18 protein-coding genes and 2 pseudogenes are annotated in these 16,797 nt (G+C 36.1%); 19 read left to right on the forward strand and 1 reads right to left on the reverse strand.

Features of this window, described 5'->3' with window-relative positions; all coding sequences use genetic code 11:
• Nucleotides 1-10: 10 nt before the first annotated feature.
• From ACWATA_RS10555 to ACWATA_RS10620, 14 genes and pseudogenes are all read left to right on the forward strand, one after another.
• Nucleotides 11-742 (forward strand): PoNi-like cognate immunity protein, encoded by a 732-nt coding sequence (locus ACWATA_RS10555; RefSeq protein ID WP_325075341.1) that lies wholly within the window; start codon nt 11-13, stop codon nt 740-742.
• Between the two features lie 430 nt (nt 743-1,172).
• Nucleotides 1,173-1,640, forward strand: coding sequence for a DUF6985 domain-containing protein (locus ACWATA_RS10560; protein WP_325077811.1), 468 nt, complete (start codon nt 1,173-1,175; stop codon nt 1,638-1,640).
• A 381-nt stretch (nt 1,641-2,021) separates the two neighbouring features.
• Nucleotides 2,022-2,411, forward strand: a complete 390-nt coding sequence (gene cdiI / locus ACWATA_RS10565; protein WP_452637465.1) for a ribonuclease toxin immunity protein CdiI — start codon at nt 2,022-2,024, stop codon at nt 2,409-2,411.
• Nucleotides 2,412-2,821: 410 nt separating this feature from the next.
• On the forward strand, nt 2,822-3,301 hold the full coding sequence (locus ACWATA_RS10570) for an Imm30 family immunity protein (protein WP_098578644.1): 480 nt from the start codon (nt 2,822-2,824) through the stop codon (nt 3,299-3,301).
• Between the two features lie 468 nt (nt 3,302-3,769).
• Nucleotides 3,770-4,129 carry an Imm3 family immunity protein gene (locus ACWATA_RS10575; protein ID WP_155008020.1) on the forward strand — a complete coding sequence of 120 codons (360 nt, stop codon included), beginning with the start codon at nt 3,770-3,772 and terminating at the stop codon, nt 4,127-4,129.
• 145 nt (nt 4,130-4,274) lie between these two features.
• Nucleotides 4,275-4,661 carry a hypothetical protein gene (locus ACWATA_RS10580; protein WP_325075343.1) on the forward strand — a complete coding sequence of 129 codons (387 nt, stop codon included), beginning with the start codon at nt 4,275-4,277 and terminating at the stop codon, nt 4,659-4,661.
• A gap of 239 nt (nt 4,662-4,900) precedes the next feature.
• Nucleotides 4,901-5,367, forward strand: a pseudogene (locus ACWATA_RS10585) (DUF6985 domain-containing protein).
• 212 nt (nt 5,368-5,579) lie between these two features.
• On the forward strand, nt 5,580-6,026 hold the full coding sequence (locus ACWATA_RS10590; RefSeq protein ID WP_473050217.1) for a hypothetical protein: 447 nt from the start codon (nt 5,580-5,582) through the stop codon (nt 6,024-6,026).
• Nucleotides 6,027-6,316: 290 nt separating this feature from the next.
• Entirely contained in the window at nt 6,317-6,739 is a 423-nt protein-coding gene (locus ACWATA_RS10595) for an SMI1/KNR4 family protein (RefSeq protein WP_473050218.1), read from the forward strand.
• A 189-nt stretch (nt 6,740-6,928) separates the two neighbouring features.
• Nucleotides 6,929-7,372, forward strand: coding sequence for an SMI1/KNR4 family protein (locus ACWATA_RS10600; RefSeq protein ID WP_221818147.1), 444 nt, complete (start codon nt 6,929-6,931; stop codon nt 7,370-7,372).
• An 87-nt stretch (nt 7,373-7,459) separates the two neighbouring features.
• Nucleotides 7,460-7,975, forward strand: a complete 516-nt coding sequence (locus tag ACWATA_RS10605; RefSeq protein WP_394532619.1) for a SecY-interacting protein Syd — start codon at nt 7,460-7,462, stop codon at nt 7,973-7,975.
• A gap of 56 nt (nt 7,976-8,031) precedes the next feature.
• Nucleotides 8,032-8,475, forward strand: a complete 444-nt coding sequence (locus tag ACWATA_RS10610; RefSeq protein WP_033579277.1) for an SMI1/KNR4 family protein — start codon at nt 8,032-8,034, stop codon at nt 8,473-8,475.
• A gap of 41 nt (nt 8,476-8,516) precedes the next feature.
• Nucleotides 8,517-9,008: pseudogene (locus tag ACWATA_RS10615) on the forward strand (SMI1/KNR4 family protein).
• 767 nt (nt 9,009-9,775) lie between these two features.
• Nucleotides 9,776-11,278 carry a malate:quinone oxidoreductase gene (locus ACWATA_RS10620; RefSeq protein ID WP_013083523.1) on the forward strand — a complete coding sequence of 501 codons (1,503 nt, stop codon included), beginning with the start codon at nt 9,776-9,778 and terminating at the stop codon, nt 11,276-11,278.
• A gap of 114 nt (nt 11,279-11,392) precedes the next feature.
• Here ACWATA_RS10620 and ACWATA_RS10625 read toward each other — a convergent pair whose 3' ends face one another.
• On the reverse strand, nt 11,393-11,959 hold the full coding sequence (locus ACWATA_RS10625) for a DUF6434 domain-containing protein (protein WP_473049820.1): 567 nt from the start codon (nt 11,957-11,959) through the stop codon (nt 11,393-11,395).
• Nucleotides 11,960-12,142: 183 nt separating this feature from the next.
• Between ACWATA_RS10625 and ACWATA_RS10630 the strand changes: the two genes are divergently transcribed.
• From ACWATA_RS10630 to ACWATA_RS10650, 5 genes are all read left to right on the forward strand, one after another.
• Nucleotides 12,143-13,075 carry an ADP-ribosylglycohydrolase family protein gene (locus ACWATA_RS10630; RefSeq protein ID WP_473049821.1) on the forward strand — a complete coding sequence of 311 codons (933 nt, stop codon included), beginning with the start codon at nt 12,143-12,145 and terminating at the stop codon, nt 13,073-13,075.
• 171 nt (nt 13,076-13,246) lie between these two features.
• Nucleotides 13,247-13,411, forward strand: a complete 165-nt coding sequence (locus ACWATA_RS10635) for a hypothetical protein (RefSeq protein WP_155726331.1) — start codon at nt 13,247-13,249, stop codon at nt 13,409-13,411.
• Between the two features lie 261 nt (nt 13,412-13,672).
• The gene (locus ACWATA_RS10640; protein WP_028413003.1) at nt 13,673-13,978 is read left to right on the forward strand and encodes a PTS sugar transporter subunit IIB; all 306 of its coding nucleotides are present in this window, start codon (nt 13,673-13,675) and stop codon (nt 13,976-13,978) included.
• Between the two features lie 11 nt (nt 13,979-13,989).
• On the forward strand, nt 13,990-15,342 hold the full coding sequence (celB, locus tag ACWATA_RS10645) for a PTS cellobiose transporter subunit IIC (protein WP_325077930.1): 1,353 nt from the start codon (nt 13,990-13,992) through the stop codon (nt 15,340-15,342).
• 39 nt (nt 15,343-15,381) lie between these two features.
• Nucleotides 15,382-16,710: a 6-phospho-beta-glucosidase gene (locus ACWATA_RS10650; RefSeq protein WP_325077929.1), complete on the forward strand. Its 1,329-nt coding sequence runs from the start codon at nt 15,382-15,384 to the stop codon at nt 16,708-16,710.
• The last annotated feature ends 87 nt before the right edge of the window (nt 16,711-16,797 follow it).

Below are 16,797 nucleotides of genomic sequence, written 5' to 3' on the forward strand. Positions count from 1 at the left end.
GAGAGAGAGTATGCTACGGGATAAAATTAAAACTAATATATATTTCGATGAGTTTATTCATTATGAGGAAAAACGAATAGAAAAATTTTTATTATTAATTGAAAAAGTTATTGAAGAAAGAGGGAAAGATGATAAAGGTTTAAAGAATGGATACATAGCATTGCAAGGCTATTATTTTAATAAATTAAGGGCTATGTACTCTGCGGGTTTCTCTGTTCAAAACATTCGTGAGTTTCTACCTGAAGTAATAGGTATTATGGAGAAAGTATGGAATAAAGAAAGTGGGTATATACGTATGCTATGGATGACCTCCATAGCAGTGATGCTAAATATTGAAGATAAAGAATTTAATAGACTTGTAACAATGATTAGGAAAGAAGGGTTAAATGATTATTTGATTAATTATCTTATTGCTTTTCGAAATGGTGAGGCCTCAGATTTTTATGAGCAGAGTGAATTTTATGTGAAAAATCCATATGTAAAATTAAAAGAAGTAATCGAAAACAATAAAATTTCACAAGAGAATTCCATAGAAAAACTGGAAGAATATATAAATAAATATTGGTATGAGGGCCATTCAGATGAAGCATGGTACGATGCGCATGAAAACAAACATGATATTTATAGTGGTTACTGGAGCTTTGAAAGTGGAGCAATCGCAAAAATCTTAAAATTAGATGACTCAGCTTTAAAAGATACTCCGTACTACCCTTATGATATGGTACATTTCCAAGAAAAATAAATGTAATACGCCACAGTGATAAATTTTTACATTAGGAGAACTACAAGATTTGTTTTTAGAATTCATAGAAGAAAGAGATAGCAACAGCTAATTGAAAGTTTGATTACAAAGGTTTCCATCAATATCACAAAAGATGATTATATAGTTCTAACGAATTTTATAACCTTGATTGGCTAAATGCCTTTCAAGGTTTTTTTATAAAGTTGGATGTGATGAGAAGGTATTCGTTTACAATGTAGTGAGACAATAAGAAAATGGTTAGTTTGAGAAGCGAGAGCTCATGAGTAATACCATCAAGGAGTTTTAATTTAATACTTGCTATTCGTTTAAAGTACGTTGTGGAAATCACAATTAGTGGTGGAGTAGGAGAGATAAATGTGGCAGCGTTTAAGCCGGGAGGATTTGCTAATAAATAAAAAGGAGAAATAAGATGAAAATAAATGATGCGGTTTTTGGTGAGCTTGAATATGATTTGGTGTGGTCTAAGGATACTAGCATTGTCTTTTTAGGCCATGAAGTTGAGATAGCGTTAATGGTAAAGGGTGCTGAGGATAGCAAGTTTGATAAGGGACAATATGCAGCATATATTTCACTTATGCAAAATTGGGAACAGTTACAACAAAGCCTTTTGCAATCAATATTAGACTACTACAAACAAGAGCGTCAGGATCTAGGTTATGATATTGAAGTAAATGAACACTATCCATTCGTTGAAACAACTGATGAAATAGCAGAGATGATACGTTTAGATGGAATAGTTGTTCCCTATGTAGGTTCTTTTGACGGTCGGGATATTGGACTTACATTTAATTGTACATGGGATATAGAAAATGGGCTAGGGATTCGTTTATTAAATGAAAAAGTAGCTGAAGTAGGTTACCAGGATGTTGCAATTTGAAATAGGGTGTTAAAAAGTAAAAACTCATAATGGTTGTACGGTCAGGGAGTACTGTGTGTAATGATAAAATAGAAAAACGGAGTACGAGCTTAGGTGAGATGACATTTTACTGGGTGATGAATAGACACAATGAAGATGGTGATAATTTGTAAAGGAAGAAGACGAACGATTACAAAAAACTTGATATACTCTTTTCAAAGTTTTTTTGAAAAGTGAATATATAGAAATTCTAGAATGGAATGTTCCCTGTCCAGCCCTTATTGAATCAATTTTTGTTAATGAAGAAGATTTATGACCAGAAGACATAGTGGAGATTGTCTCACCCTATGAAGAAGAATTCCCTATTATTAATTAAAGATATAATGTTACGGGAGGGCGAAAATGAGTAGAGAATATCAAGTAAATGAAAGTAAAGAAGAGATTGATAAATTGATGGTAATCTATTTTAATTTCATAAATGGAAAATATCTAGAAAAAGCATTAAAAAGCTTTGCTGAAAGAAAAGGTTATGGACAAGAGATTGTCTTTGCTCTTTTTCAGTCTGATTTAGATGAATATGATATGGCGCAACTGCCTAGACTACTAGATGAAAAACATGTTTTGATAGAGTTGGGATATCCAGCTGTTAAAATTGAACAAATAGCTTTTTTAGATTTTAAAACATTTTATGATTATTTAAATATAAATGTACATAAGGAAATGGAGAAAAAACCAGAGAAAACTGAGCTGATAGATTTATTGGCAGAAGTGAAACGTAGTTTATGTATATAATTTTTTTATCATTACCTAAAAAGGCACTCTATCACCTGAATGGGGAATTAAGTGACAAAGCGTTGTAAACTCACTACGGAGTTTTGGATATATGATAAAAATCTAGCTTTTATAAACGGGTAACGATCCCCCGAATATATAGTAAAGCAATTGAAGCACAGCGATCAAGCACCATATTTTGAAAACATAAATCGTAGTAGTGTCTGTTAAAGGAAACAGGTCTTGAAAAACTAATGCGACTTCAGATAATGACGCCTGTTGAACAGTTACAAGCCATTCACAAGCTTGAACAAACATCACCTTATATAAGAGATAAAGAATATATTTATTCCTATAAATAGTATGGGCATAATGGTTTGAAGATATTTGGCAAGTTAAATTACCAGTGGATAGAAAGCGAGAAAAGCACCATGAAATTTCAAGAGGATATTTCTATTTTATACAAAATGCGTTTTCTAGATAATGAAGGAGATAACATTGAAGAGTTTGAAAATATTCTTAATGAATTATCGCACAGAGGAATAAATGATATAATCCCTGACCTTTGTACAATTTTTGAGGAAGATATTGCTGAGCCATCAGCTGGCGATTACCTTATTGAAACGATATTTTATATTGCTGACCGTTCTGGGACGGAGGAAGGACTATACAACTTGGCTATCGGTATTCCTAAAATGTTACCTCATGCAGAATTCTGGGCGGAAAGAATTCATCGGACACTTTTAAATTCGGAAGGTTTAGTAGCATCTTATATTAACGCGTTAGAAGATGTAGATAGCTCAACAAAACAAATAATTAAAGGAATTCTTCTTGAGATAAGAGAGGACAATCCAGATGTATATTCAGAAAAAGTTAATTCAATCTTAGAGAAATTAAATGAAAATCAATAAAACAGAATCTGTACATAAAGCAACTAAAATATTACTTGATATCGGACCTGTCATCAGCACAAAAGCAGCAAGATCTTGAAGATGTTAAGGTAGCGGGGTTATATGTAGGAGTAGATTTACAAAAGGGAGTCAATAGCGTTATCGCTATTGGCTCTTTTCGATTGTTAAGATGAAAGAGGTACATTCAAATGAAAAGATTTTACTTACATCATAATGAGCTAGTTTTAGCCGCTTAGCTTTATATAAAGTTTGGTACGAATTGTTTTACGGTGGAGGATTAATAACGTTAAAGGGGAATGTATAATAAGTATTTTGCTAATCGAACACATATCCCTATAAGGCCCTCTTGATTAAAAAAGAGAGAAAAGGTAGGAACTTGAATTTAGTTAAAAAAATAAAAGGTATATTATTAATTGATGATACGGTAAAGAAGGACGAAAATGGTTACTTTATTGGAGGAGAAGACTATTGAAAGATTGGGAGTATAATGAAATATTTGATGCAATTCAGGAAACATATAAAGAATTGTTAGACGAAGGTAGAGGGTATAGATATGCTATAGCAAAACTAACGGATGAATTTGATAATTTAGGCAAGGTAGAAGATTTTATTGTGGATACTGCTATTGGAGAAATTGCAATTACCCATGAGCAAGTCTTCGTTGGGCATATTAGAGGTATAACAGGGAGGTTAGGAAAATTTAACCCAAAGGAAGCGGAAGACGAGCTAACATTAGACGAAATAAAAGATTTATTGGCACGAATGAATAAAGTAATAGTAGGACTACAAAATGTAGAGGTAGATTATAATTCTTCAGCTGGTGGATGATGAACATGAGTAGCATCAAAGATATATTAAAGCAACGAACTCGTCAGTTGTAATGTAGAGGGTGTTAAGGCATATAAAGGTGTCATGCAATTAAAGACAACAAGCACTTTTTGTTAGGGAGTTTATTGTAGGGGGGAGCGTTAAGATGAAGCAAACAAAAATTAGACAACAAGTTGAAGAAATAATAAAGCAAAGAAATCTTTTAGAGCCTTCTGATAAACTAATTGTAGAACTTCAGTCACTCGTAACTTTTTCTGATGTGGCTGGTTTATTTTATTCTGAACAGAATTACGACTACATTAGTAATAGAATAATCGACTATGAGAACAGGAAAAAAGACAACTTTTCTAAAAAAGAGTTGATTAATATGGTCACCAAGATACTGAATGTTTCTGAAAAGGAATATGAAATTGATGATCTGTTATTAATAGTAGAAAATGCCGTGAAGAAAGACATCTCAGAATACATTTACTATTCAAATGAAGATTTCAGGGCTGAACAGATTATAGAAAAAGCACTTTGTGGTGAATAAAACAGTGGTCTATAAGAAACTTAAGAACTGAATAACTAGTGAATAATTATAGAATTAATAGAGAGTACAGCCTAGCAAATTAATGATTTTGAATCAAAATACATGTGTATAAAACCTATTTATGATTTTGAAAGAGCTTAGCATGGCGTGAGAGCTAATGAACACTTGGAGTAGGTGAAATGCTTGTAGCAGCGTTTATGCTAGGAGGGTCTCTTAATAAACAACAAAGGAGAGAGAGAATGAAACTAAATGATGCGGTCTTTGGTGAACTTGAGTTTAATACTTATGATTGGATATAAAAACATGGAGTTTTTTGAGAACGAAGTTAAGGTGGCGTTAATAGTCAGGGGGGAATCTGATGGGGAATTTGAGGAAGAACAATACAGGGCATATAATTTTTTACTATAAAGGTGGCAACAACTCCAACAAAGTATGTTGGAGTCTATATTAGATTATTATAAACAAAAAAGATATGAACTTGGTTACGATGTTGAATTTAACGAAAAGTATCCTTTAATAGAAACAGCTACTAAAATTCTCGAAAAAATAACTTTAGCTGGAATTTTTGTTCCAGATCATGACCTTAACGACTTTCTTGATATCGGGCTTACGTTTGACTGTACGTGGGATGTGGAAAATGGATTAGGGACTTTGTCTTGTGAAAGGTCAAGTAACCGAGATAGGTTATCAAGACGTTGTACTTTAAATTGGGAGGCTCTTTTTACACGACCACCTAGGCATATCATAATAAAAAACAACTATAATGCTAAATTTTGTTACAAGAAACAATACTGTTAAAACAAAATAGAGTCATGGTGATGAAAACGGTAATTTGGTCTACAGCTTTTATGGGTTATTGATTGGGTTAATAAAGGTATGAATAATCGTACAAACATTGAGGTGGATGGAAAGGTAGCGATGATTAAATATAACTATAGATTTAAGTATATAGAAGAATTTAATATGGTTGTAATGGATTTTGATGAAGAAAAATCTTTAGAATTTGCCAGTATGATAAATAATCCTTTAGGGTCTGATATACCTTGGAGGTTAAGTGAGTTAAAAAATGATATTGAAAATTTTATTGATTTATTGAAGGGAAACATATCTCAATATAGACATGGAGGAAATGCTTCCAGCATAATAGCCTATAAAGATTTCACTATCATTGAAGATCCATTTTACGACGAAGAGGAAGATGAGGTTGAACCAGTATGTAAATTAGAAACAGTTGAGTTTGTTAAAATCATATTGGTTTGGGCTTATGAAACATATAAGTATAAAAGCCAAAAAAGAGTCATTTCTCAAGAAGATGCAGAAATAGCTATGAATTGGATTGAGGAAAAAATGGAATCCATCACTTAGCCATAAGAAGTGTGAAGTGTACTAAAGCCTGAAACCACAATGGGTGAATGCTACTCAAACTCAGCAAATCAAGCTATTGTTGAAAAACTGTTAGTGCTGGTTTTAAGGCTCCGGTTTTTCTAAATTACTAGTTTAATAAAATAAATCAGTAATCAAAGGACAAGGTTAAAAACGTTGTCCTTTAAACGTTCAGTTACCTATTAGTAAATGTTATTTTAAACTATCTATATAGTAGAAATAGCAATGAAATGGTGAAGAAGCTAATCAATAAGGAGTGAGTTTTAGTGAAAATGGAAAGAATGCATGAAAGTTTATCCATTGAAGATTTAGAACGATTTGAGCATAGTCATTCTATTACAATTCCAAGAGAGTATAGAGATTTTTTACTGGAATATAACGGTGGTTATCCAAATCCAAGTGTTTATAAGATATCTGAAAAGCTGGGTGAAAGTATAGTAAACATTTTTTATGGAATTGGAACCATGTATGACAATTTAGAGAAAAAGTTTGATTTTTTCGACGAGATTGTAGAAGCGGGGTTTATGCCAATAGCAGATGACCCAAGCGGGAATCAAATATGTATTGGGATCAGCAACCAGTATTTCGGACAAGTCTATCATTGGGCTCACGGTGAGGAAACTGAAGAAATGGAAAATATATATTTTTTGTCAAATAGCTTCAACGATTTTCTTAATTGTTTATATGAGGACTGATCATTTTACATATAAAAAAAGAACGGTTGTAACAGGTTACACGAAAGGAGAAGTAACATGAAAAAAGAAAAAAACATAGAGGTTACAAACGAATATAATGATTCTGTCTTTTTGGCTGATGGAGTCAGTATTGATGAAATAAAAAAGAGAGAAGATACGATCAACGTAAACTTGCCAGATAGTTATCAAATGAATGTAAATGCTTTTGGTCAAGCAACGGAAGAATCAATTGGCAAATTAGAAGAACTTTTGGGGTTTTTACTTCCCGAAGATTATAAAAAATTTTTAGGTGAATATAACGGAGGAACTTCGAAAGTAAGATATAGTAAATTTTTTGTTGAAGAATTAAAGCAAGAAATTCCTTTAGATGTTTTGTATGGGATAGGTGTAACAAGAACGTTTGATTTAATTGAATGCTATGAAGAGTTTGAAGAAGATATGCTGCCGTGTAGTTTGGTAATAGGAGATGATCCTGGTTCGGGACTTATTGTACTTATTACTGATACGGAAAGGCACGGTGTGTATTACTGGGACCACTCTCTTTCTTTCCCCCAATCTCGTGAAGAAGAAAATACATATAAAGTAGCCCATAGTTTTAAGGATTTTTTAAACGAATTAATTCATCCGAGATAACAGGGCGTGAAGAAACAGAACTAACATATGCTGAACGATTAGAAAAAGTCTTAAGTGAAGGTGATGTTATTGGCAATGAAAGATGCTATGAGCAACTATTTTAAGGTAAGAAGAGAATATTTTGAAAAAGGTTTGGATTTCCTATTTAAAACATCCTACAATGAAAATGTTCAATCAATGATTTATCAAGGGGAAGTGGATGAAGACGAAGAAATTTTATGGAACCCTGTTCAAAAAAATAACCATAGCGATATAAAACCACTTGAAGAAAGGTTTCATATTAAATTTCATTCTTCAATTGACTGCTATTTTAATTCCTACTGGTTTGCGGAGTTAGATGGTTTTCTGGATAGCCATTACATCACGTTAGAAGCTGTATTACCAAATGTGGAATTGGATACGTTTGAAAGGAACTTAAAGGGATATAAAAGAAATCGCGATAAGCTTGATAAGGTTCCTATAGGTATAGAAGGCAATGGTTTGGTAGTTGTGATCGATAATCTCAGCGGCAGAGTAGAATTAGAAAATTTTGAACGAGGTTGTTTTAAAAAAATTGCAAACTCCTTAGAAGATTTAATTTCTAGCCTGCGCTTACAAAGATAACAAGAGTATGTACAAAAAAGAATTAAATCATCATCTACAGAAAGGGAAGGAATGGAATGAAGATCGAATTATTAAAAGCAGTGGACCAAGAGTTGGAAATGTACCCTGAAGCTTTTGGCGGTGCTGTTACTAGTGAGGAAGTGACACAAGCTGAAGCTAAGCTAAAAGTGAAACTTCCAGAGGACTTTAAAAAATTTCTTTTGAGGTATGGTTCGGGGGCAATTGGTGAAGCGGTTGTTTTAGGGTTAAGAGAGGCAGAGTTTGTGTCTACACCGTCATTTGTAGATAAATCTATACAGTTCAGAAATATTCTTTGTCAAGGATACGAGCATTTTGTTGTGATTGGAGTAGACAGTGCGGGAAATCCAGTAGGCTTTCAATATCCTAATAAAGAAATCATCATAGTTGATTTTGACTTTGGCGGAAAAAAAGTTCTAGCCGGAAGCTTTGAAGACTATCTAGAAAAATCGATTCGTGAAGAATTAAATATCCATTTCTGATTGGAGTTATGGAATAATCCGTATTTATAAGGAGGAATTAGATGAGAAAAGATTTAGAGTGGGAATATGCTGATTGAGAAGTATCAGAAAATGAGGTTGAAGAAAGTGGAAGGTAATTAGGATTCCACTTACCTAAAGATTATATTGATTGTGTAAAAATAAATGGAGGTGCTAGCGTATTACCAGAAGAATTTAATGTAGGCAACGTAGAGCGTTGTTTTGGTAGTTTATTTAGCTTTGATAAGAAAAGCAGTAAGTACATTGTTCAAAAATATGAACTATATAAACCTATGCTTTCGAAAAAGGTTTTTCCTATTGCGAATGATCCCGCTGGAAATTTATTTTGTTTAGATTGTAAAAATAATATAGACAATCCGATTGTGGTATTTTGGGAACATGAAAATGCTGCTGAAAAAGAAGTGTTAATGCAAGAGAAAGGTTTAACTGAAGAACAAGTGGAAGAACGTGCAAGGAGCAATGTATTTTACATCGCAGATACGTTTACGGATTTTTTAAGTAAATTACATGATTGAAAAGCTTTTTGTAAGTGCACGTTGATTTGCTAAAGTCTCTAAGGGGTATTTTTGTGGAAATGCTTCATCAAAAAAATGCTCGAGCGTATAACAATATGTCACTCGTCAAAATTTGGAGGGTTTTCTTTTAAATATTCAAATATAGTCTATGTAAAAGTCAACATACGTGTTAGGTTTTATAACATAAATTTCTGAATAATCATTTACTTATTCACTTATTTCATGGTATGTTATATGACATAGATATTGTAACTTGCAATATGGGCTGGAAATTAGTCATTGCAATATATACTTATTTTTCTAAAAATGCACCTGGATAAGCTGGTGCTCTATACATATATGAATACACCTACGTATAGCTAGTCAAAAAGAATGAAGGCTTTTCTATTTATAGTGCTGATTGTTCTTTGGGCTGAGTATAGTTATAGTAGGTGAAATTTTCAAGACAGTTATTTTGGTTTTTAAGCTGAATTTTTGGAATAGTTTGTTATTTTATTGATCGATGCTTTGCCACTTAGAAGTAGGTATAAAAGTTTACTAATAAAAGAAAATGCAGACGGAATTTAATAAGTTTTTTGGAATTTGTGGGCGATTTTCTCACTTTTTTATCATTTTTGAATAGTTTATAATCATCAGACAATTATACTGTGATATAGTTATAAGTGAGACAGAAAAAGGTGTGTTCTTAGGTCGCACCTGAATTTTTTTACTACGTAAGCAGGAGCGCCTACATCTTTTTACAAATATAGGGGATGAGGAAGGTTATAATGAGCAACGTACAGAAAAAAACAGACGTTATCTTAATTGGTGCCGGAGTCATGAGCGCAACTTTGGGATCATTACTCAAAGAGTTAGCACCTGAATGGGACATTAAAGTATTTGAAAAACTCGCAGACGCAGGGGAAGAAAGCTCGAACGAATGGAATAATGCAGGGACGGGCCATTCTGCGCTGTGCGAACTAAACTATACATCAGAAAAAGCTGATGGATCTATAGATATAACGAAAGCGATCCGAATTAACGAGCAGTTTCAGCTGTCAAGACAGTTTTGGTCTTATCTGGTAAGCAGCAAGTTGATTCGCAATCCGCAAGATTTTATCATGCCAATTCCGCATATGAGTTTGGTACAAGGGGAAAAAAATGTATCGTTTCTGAAAAAGCGTTTTGAAGCGCTGTCAAACAATCCGTTGTTTCAAGGAATGGAGTATTCCGACAGTCCTGACAAACTAAAAGAATGGATTCCGTTAATCATGAAGGGGCGCACGTCAAATGAACCAATTGCCGCAACTAAAATTGATTCGGGAACAGACGTAAACTTCGGTGCTTTAACACGCATGTTGTTTGACCATCTGAAGAATAAAGGGGTTCACGTTCATTACAAACGAAGTGTAAAAGATATTAAACGTAAAAGTGACGGTATGTGGGAAGTGAAAGTCGCAGATGTAGACAGCGGCAAAGTTGAGTACCACACGGCAAAGTTCATCTTTATCGGAGGTGGAGGCGGAAGCTTGCCTTTACTTCAAAAAACAGGTATTCCTGAATCCAAGCATATTGGAGGATTCCCAGTAAGCGGATTATTTATGGTATGCAATAACCCTGAAGTGATTGCGCAGCATCACGGGAAAGTATATGGAAAAGCCAAAGTCGGAGCTCCGCCAATGTCGGTTCCGCACCTTGATACACGCTATATTGACAACAAAAAGACGCTGTTGTTTGGTCCATTTGCCGGCTTCTCGCCGAAATTCTTAAAAACTGGTTCAAACTTGGATTTAATCAGTTCTGTAAAGCCGAATAATATTTTAACCATGCTAGCAGCAGGCGTCAAAGAAATGGCGTTAACAAAATATTTAATTCAGCAAGTGCTGTTATCAAATGAAAAACGTGTAGAAGAACTGCGTGAGTTTATCCCGAACGCGAAAAGCGAAGACTGGGATATCGTTGTAGCAGGCCAGCGTGTGCAGGTAATCAAAGACACGGAAGCCGGAGGAAAAGGAACGCTTCAGTTTGGTACAGAAGTTGTAAGTGCCGCTGATGGTTCGGTTGCTGCACTTCTTGGCGCTTCGCCTGGTGCATCGACGGCGGTTCACGTTATGCTTGAAGTATTGGAAAAATGCTTCCCAGAAAACATGAACAAGTGGGAGCCAAAGATAAAAGAAATGATTCCTTCCTATGGCATGTCGTTAGTTGATCATCCAGACTTCTTTAACGAAATTCATGCGTCTACTTCACAGACGCTTGGTTTAATTAAAAAAGAGTCCGTTTATAGCTAAAGATTTTACGCTGCAACAAACAGCACATGCGTATGTGAAGAAATCTACAGGCGTGCACAAACACCACCTTTTCTTGAGGTGGTGTTTTAATGGTCTTTATATGTAGAGTTTGATTTAAGAGCGGTATTGATTGCTTCCAGGCTGAACTTTTAAATGCTTCCACGCCGCAATTGCATCATCGCGGCTTTTTCCATTGTTTTTCGGATCCTTAAAAAAATCGCGAATAAAGCGGTTGTATTCAAACTCAGGCGCAATTTCTTTTTGATAAGAAGGCTGCTTTTTTCGTTTTTCTTCTTCATGCCACGCTTTTACCACATCTCGATAGGTTTTCCCTACATTTTCTTTAAAGTAGTTTTGAATATATGTGGAAAAATGAAACGTAGGATGAATGGCGTCTTTAAAAAAAGTCCGTACTTTTTGACTGCAGCGGTGATTTTCCCCAATGAAGGTATCTAATGTTAGCGGCGCTTGTGTTTTAGAGGACGAGCGTCTTTTAGGTCGCGTTGTTATTTGTTGAGTGTCACCGGTCGTTAATAACACTTCAATTCTTTTTGAAAGTTCCATTTTAGATCCAGACGGGCTCATGTTGTTTTCTCGGCAAAATTGCTGCAGCTCGGTTTTGAGCCAGTAAAAATCGGTAAAGTCTTTGATAAGTAAATCTTTTGTAAGTTCAGGTCGCATCGTTTTCACCTCCATATATTTACTATAGAACGTTTGTTCTTGTTGGTCAATTGTTTTTAGAGAAGTACGAAGGAATGTCTTTATATTTCTTCCTATTTTATAAAGAAGAAAAAGCATCTAGGCAAGAGATCTCTTGCAAATTCCAAAATCAAACAATTACAATAATAGAAAGGAGTTGATTGCATGACGCTACATAAAAAAGTCCTTTCTATAATTCTAGGAGGAGCTGTCGGAGACGCTTTAGGCGTTCCAGTTGAGTTTAAAAAACGCGATTCATTTCGGATCACAACTATGACCGGCTACGGTACGTATAACCAGCCTGAAGGAACGTGGTCAGATGATACATCTCTGACGATGTGCTTGATTGATAATCTACTAGAAAAACAAGATGAATATGATTTGATGCAAAAGTTTGCGAACTATTGGTCGGATGGCTACTGGACGCCGTACGGAGAAATGTTTGATATTGGCATCGCAACAAGCGAAGCGATTCGCCGCTATAAAAGCGGGCTTCCTAAAGAAGAGTGGGGAGGAAGCGCTGAATACGACAACGGAAACGGAGCGCTTATGCGTATTGCCCCGCTTGCGTTTACACTATGTGATGAACCTAGCTTTACAAAAAGAAAAGAAGAAATAGAAAGAATTGCTCACGTCACGCACCGCCACTTGCGCTCTACGCTTGGCTGCATTATATACGTGGAGCTGCTTATTTGTCTTCTTGACGGCAACGAGCCTTTTGAAGCATATGAAAAAGCTGTGAATATCTGTGAAAAGCATTTAACAGGTACGGAGTATGAAGCAGAATTCACTGCGTATGAACGAGTGTTAAACCTAAGCTTGCCGCACGCAGCGAGAAATGAAATCGGGTCAACTGGATACATTGTCAGCTCGCTAGAAGCATCTCTTTGGTCTTTTCTGCAAAGTGATGACTACAAAGAAGCTGTACTTACCGCTGTGAATTTAGGAGAAGACACAGACACAATAGGCTTTATTACCGGTACTATGGCAGGAGCATATTATCAGCTGGATGGCCTTCCTGAAGAGTGGATTTGTCAGCTTGCTAAAAAAGAAGAGTTGATAGGATCTTGTAAGAAATTTGCAGATGCGTGTGTATGAAAAAGACAATGAAAAGAAGCTGTATTTCACGAAATAGAACAAATCCTTATCAACGGAAACAAAACGCCCGAATATGCAAAAATACAAGTAAGCAATGATAAAAAAGGGTTCCTTCTTGGAGACTTTACTAGCGAAGAAACAAAAGGCTATACGTTTAAGAGCTTGCAAAGTGTGAAGCTACAGCCGCATACAGGCCCTGACGAACAGCTAGAAAGATCGTACAAAGGAAAAGAAAGTGATCAGATATATGCGCTTTCTCTTGCAGATAATATAAGTATACAAGAAGTAACCATCTTAGGAATCTCACATCAGGAGACAATTTCTACTGGGTTATAATAAGGGTCGATAAGCAGCTTACCTAGATGGGTGAGCTGCTTATCTTTTTTAAGAATCTACCACAATTCAATTTGATTTACAATCCCTTTCTCTCTTAATTTAAAGAATATTCAAACAATATTTTTCCTTTGGTAACGGAAAAATATTGCGTTTAATTGAAAGCGTTTTCAATATATAGTGAAGGTAACAAGAAAACATCTTAGCAAGATACTTATCTCACTTATGGATGTTAATCAATCACTGATCAAGGGGGAATTGGAAATGAATATTTTACTATGCTGCGCAGCAGGGATGTCTACAAGTTTGTTAGTGACTAAAATGGAAAAAAGCGCAAAAGAAAAAGAGACGACGTGCAAAATCTGGGCAGTGCCAGGAGACGCGGTTAGAAATCATATCGATAATGCAGATATTTTACTTTTAGGTCCACAAGTGCGCTACTTGCTTCCTCAAATGAAAAAGTTAGGAGAGGAAAAAGGAATTCCAGTAGAGGTTATTAATCCGGTTCATTACGGAATGTGTAACGGAGAAGAAGTGCTAAAATCTGCTGAGCAGTTAGTTTCGAAATAGGAGGGAATCAATTGAGCAAAATGAATCGTGTACTTGAAACATATATTATGCCGCTTGCTGGCAAAGCTGCTCAGCAGCGTCATCTTCAAGCATTAAGAGACGGTATGGTCCTGACGATGCCGCTTATTATTATCGGTTCACTTTTCTTAATTTTAGCCAATTTACCTTTTCAAGCCTACACAGATTTTTTAACAGAACATCCTAAGCTAAAAGCAAGCATTTTATATCCGTACAGAGGAACGTTTGAAATTATGGCTTTAGTAGCTACGTTCGGGATTGCCTATCGCTTAGCAGAATCGTATAAAGTGGATGCACTTGCTTCAGGTGCAGTGTCTTTAGCTGCTTTCTTTGTCGGTACACCTTTTGTTTCGTATACGATTGGAGAAAACGCAGATGGAACGGCTATGGTCGAAACAGCTTACCAAACGGCTATGTTTACAAGTAAAGGTCTTTTTGTGGGGATGGTTATAGCTATTATTGCAACAGAAGTTTACCGGAAGATTATTCAAAAAAATATTGTGATTAAGCTTCCAGAAACCGTTCCGCCAGCTGTCGCTCGTTCATTTTCAGCTTTAATACCGGGATTTGGCGCTGTAATGGTTATATGGGGGCTGCGTTTGCTTGTAGAAAACGTCGGAGACTTCGGGAATTTACATAATGTCGTGACGGTTTTACTGCAGCAGCCTTTAACTCATATTGGTACAAGCTTAGTCGGTACGATTCTGATTTTTATCTTAATTACTCTTATGTGGAGTACAGGGCTACACGGTGCTACGATTGTTGGTTCTGTCATGACGCCTGTATGGCTTACGCTAACAACGGAAAACGCAACCGCTCTTGCTTCTGGTGAGCCAGTAAAGCATATTGTAACGAATGAATTTAACGATATTGTGTTTGTGGGAGGGTCCGGCACTACGCTTTCTCTTGTGCTGGCGATGGTGCTGTTTGCAAAAAGCCAGCAAATGAAGCAGCTAGGAAGATTAAGCATCGGACCAGGCTTCTTTAATATTAACGAACCTGTTATTTTTGGAATGCCTATCGTATTAAATCCGATTATGATTATTCCGTTTATTTTAGCACCACTTCTATCGGTCATTATTACGTATGTATCGATGGATATCGGCCTCGTTGCAAAGCCAATAGGAATTGTCACGCCGTTTACAATGCCGCCGGTGATTAGCGGCTACTTAATTACAGGAAGCATATCAGGGGCTGTTCTGCAGCTTGTGCTAATGGTGGTATCGTTTGGTGTCTATTTTCCATTCTTTAAAATGTGGGACAAACAAAAGCTTATAGAAGAAATCGGAGCTTCTATAGATCGTGATCGTTCACCGGTAAAAGAAGAACAGCAAAGTATTGTATAACGTATTTTTTAAATCATTCATTATAGCGGAGGGATTCAAATGACAAAAGGAATTAAAATTGTAACCATTGGCGGAGGTTCAAGCTACACGCCGGAGCTTGTCGAAGGATTTATTAAGCGCTATGACGAGCTGCCTGTACGAGAGCTTTGGCTAGTAGATGTAGAAGAAGGAAAAGAAAAGCTAGAGATTGTTGGAAACCTGGCAAAACGAATGGTCGAAAAAGCAGGAGTCCCAATTGATATTCATCTTACCTTGGATCGAAGAAAAGCGTTAAAAGATGCCGACTTTGTCACTACACAATTTCGTGTAGGATTGTTAGACGCCAGAATGAAAGATGAACGAATTCCGTTAAAATACGGCGTGATTGGGCAAGAAACAAATGGACCGGGCGGCTTATTTAAAGGGCTGCGCACAATTCCTGTGATTTTAAGTATTGTGAAAGATATAGAAGAACTATGTCCAAATGCGTGGCTTGTAAACTTTACGAATCCAGCTGGTATGGTGACAGAAGCCATTTTACGCTATAGCAATCATAAAAAAGTAGTGGGCTTATGCAACGTGCCAATCGGTATTCGTATAGGGATTGCTAAAGCGCTAGAAGTAGACGAAAGCCGGGTACAAGTTAGCTTTGCCGGATTAAATCATATGGTCTTTGGATTAGATGTCTTTTTAGACGGAGTGAGCGTAAAAGATCAAGTGATTGACGCTATGGCAGACCCGACGAATGCGATGTCTATGCGAAATATCAAAGGAGTTTCATGGGATCCTGACTTTATTAAAGGCCTAGGAGTTATTCCATGTGGCTATCACCGCTATTATTATAAAACAAACGAAATGCTGCAAGAAGAACAAAATGCAGCTGAGCTCGAAGGCACACGAGCTGAAGTAGTGCGCGCGTTAGAAAAAGACTTATTTGAGCTCTATAAAGATCCTAATCTTGCAATTAAACCGCCTCAGCTTCAAAAGCGAGGAGGCGCGTACTACAGCGATGCAGCCTGCAGCTTAATTTCATCTATCTATAATGATAAAGGCGATATTCAGCCTGTAAATACCATTAACAATGGGGCAATTGCCAGCATTCCAAATGATTCTGCTGTTGAAGTGAGCTGCGTGATTACAAAAGAAGGGCCAAAGCCAATTGTAGTTGGTGATTTACCTGTAGCTGTTCGAGGACTTGTTCAGCAAATCAAATCTTTTGAACGCGTTGCAGCCGAAGCAGCGGTTACGGGAGATTACAATACCGCGCTTGTTGCAATGACAATCAATCCGTTAGTCCCGTCTGATACTATTGCCAAGCAGCTCCTGGACGAAATGTTAGACGCGCATAAATCTCATTTACCGCAGTTTTTTAACTCGGTGAATGTCTAATACGTATAGTGAAAAAACCTTTGACAACGAGTCAGAGGTTTTTTCACTTTTGTAGTATACTTTACATACAAACTAAACGTTAAAGAA

This window comes from Priestia sp. USM5 (assembly GCF_058323215.1).

Bases quoted from the DNA above. Each gene is read 5' to 3' on its own strand.
- ACWATA_RS10555 (WP_325075341.1), top strand. From the start codon at position 11: ATGCTACGGGATAAAATTAAAACTAATATATATTTCGATGAGTTTATT.
- ACWATA_RS10560 (WP_325077811.1), top strand. From the start codon at position 1,173: ATGAAAATAAATGATGCGGTTTTTGGTGAGCTTGAATATGATTTGGTG.
- cdiI (WP_452637465.1), top strand. From the start codon at position 2,022: ATGAGTAGAGAATATCAAGTAAATGAAAGTAAAGAAGAGATTGATAAA.
- ACWATA_RS10570 (WP_098578644.1), top strand. From the start codon at position 2,822: ATGAAATTTCAAGAGGATATTTCTATTTTATACAAAATGCGTTTTCTA.
- ACWATA_RS10580 (WP_325075343.1), top strand. From the start codon at position 4,275: ATGAAGCAAACAAAAATTAGACAACAAGTTGAAGAAATAATAAAGCAA.
- ACWATA_RS10590 (WP_473050217.1), top strand. From the start codon at position 5,580: ATGATTAAATATAACTATAGATTTAAGTATATAGAAGAATTTAATATG.
- ACWATA_RS10595 (WP_473050218.1), top strand. From the start codon at position 6,317: ATGGAAAGAATGCATGAAAGTTTATCCATTGAAGATTTAGAACGATTT.
- ACWATA_RS10600 (WP_221818147.1), top strand. From the start codon at position 6,929: ATGAATGTAAATGCTTTTGGTCAAGCAACGGAAGAATCAATTGGCAAA.
- ACWATA_RS10605 (WP_394532619.1), top strand. From the start codon at position 7,460: ATGAGCAACTATTTTAAGGTAAGAAGAGAATATTTTGAAAAAGGTTTG.
- ACWATA_RS10610 (WP_033579277.1), top strand. From the start codon at position 8,032: ATGAAGATCGAATTATTAAAAGCAGTGGACCAAGAGTTGGAAATGTAC.
- ACWATA_RS10620 (WP_013083523.1), top strand. From the start codon at position 9,776: ATGAGCAACGTACAGAAAAAAACAGACGTTATCTTAATTGGTGCCGGA.
- ACWATA_RS10625 (WP_473049820.1), bottom strand. From the start codon at position 11,959: ATGCGACCTGAACTTACAAAAGATTTACTTATCAAAGACTTTACCGAT.
- ACWATA_RS10630 (WP_473049821.1), top strand. From the start codon at position 12,143: ATGACGCTACATAAAAAAGTCCTTTCTATAATTCTAGGAGGAGCTGTC.
- ACWATA_RS10640 (WP_028413003.1), top strand. From the start codon at position 13,673: ATGAATATTTTACTATGCTGCGCAGCAGGGATGTCTACAAGTTTGTTA.
- ACWATA_RS10650 (WP_325077929.1), top strand. From the start codon at position 15,382: ATGACAAAAGGAATTAAAATTGTAACCATTGGCGGAGGTTCAAGCTAC.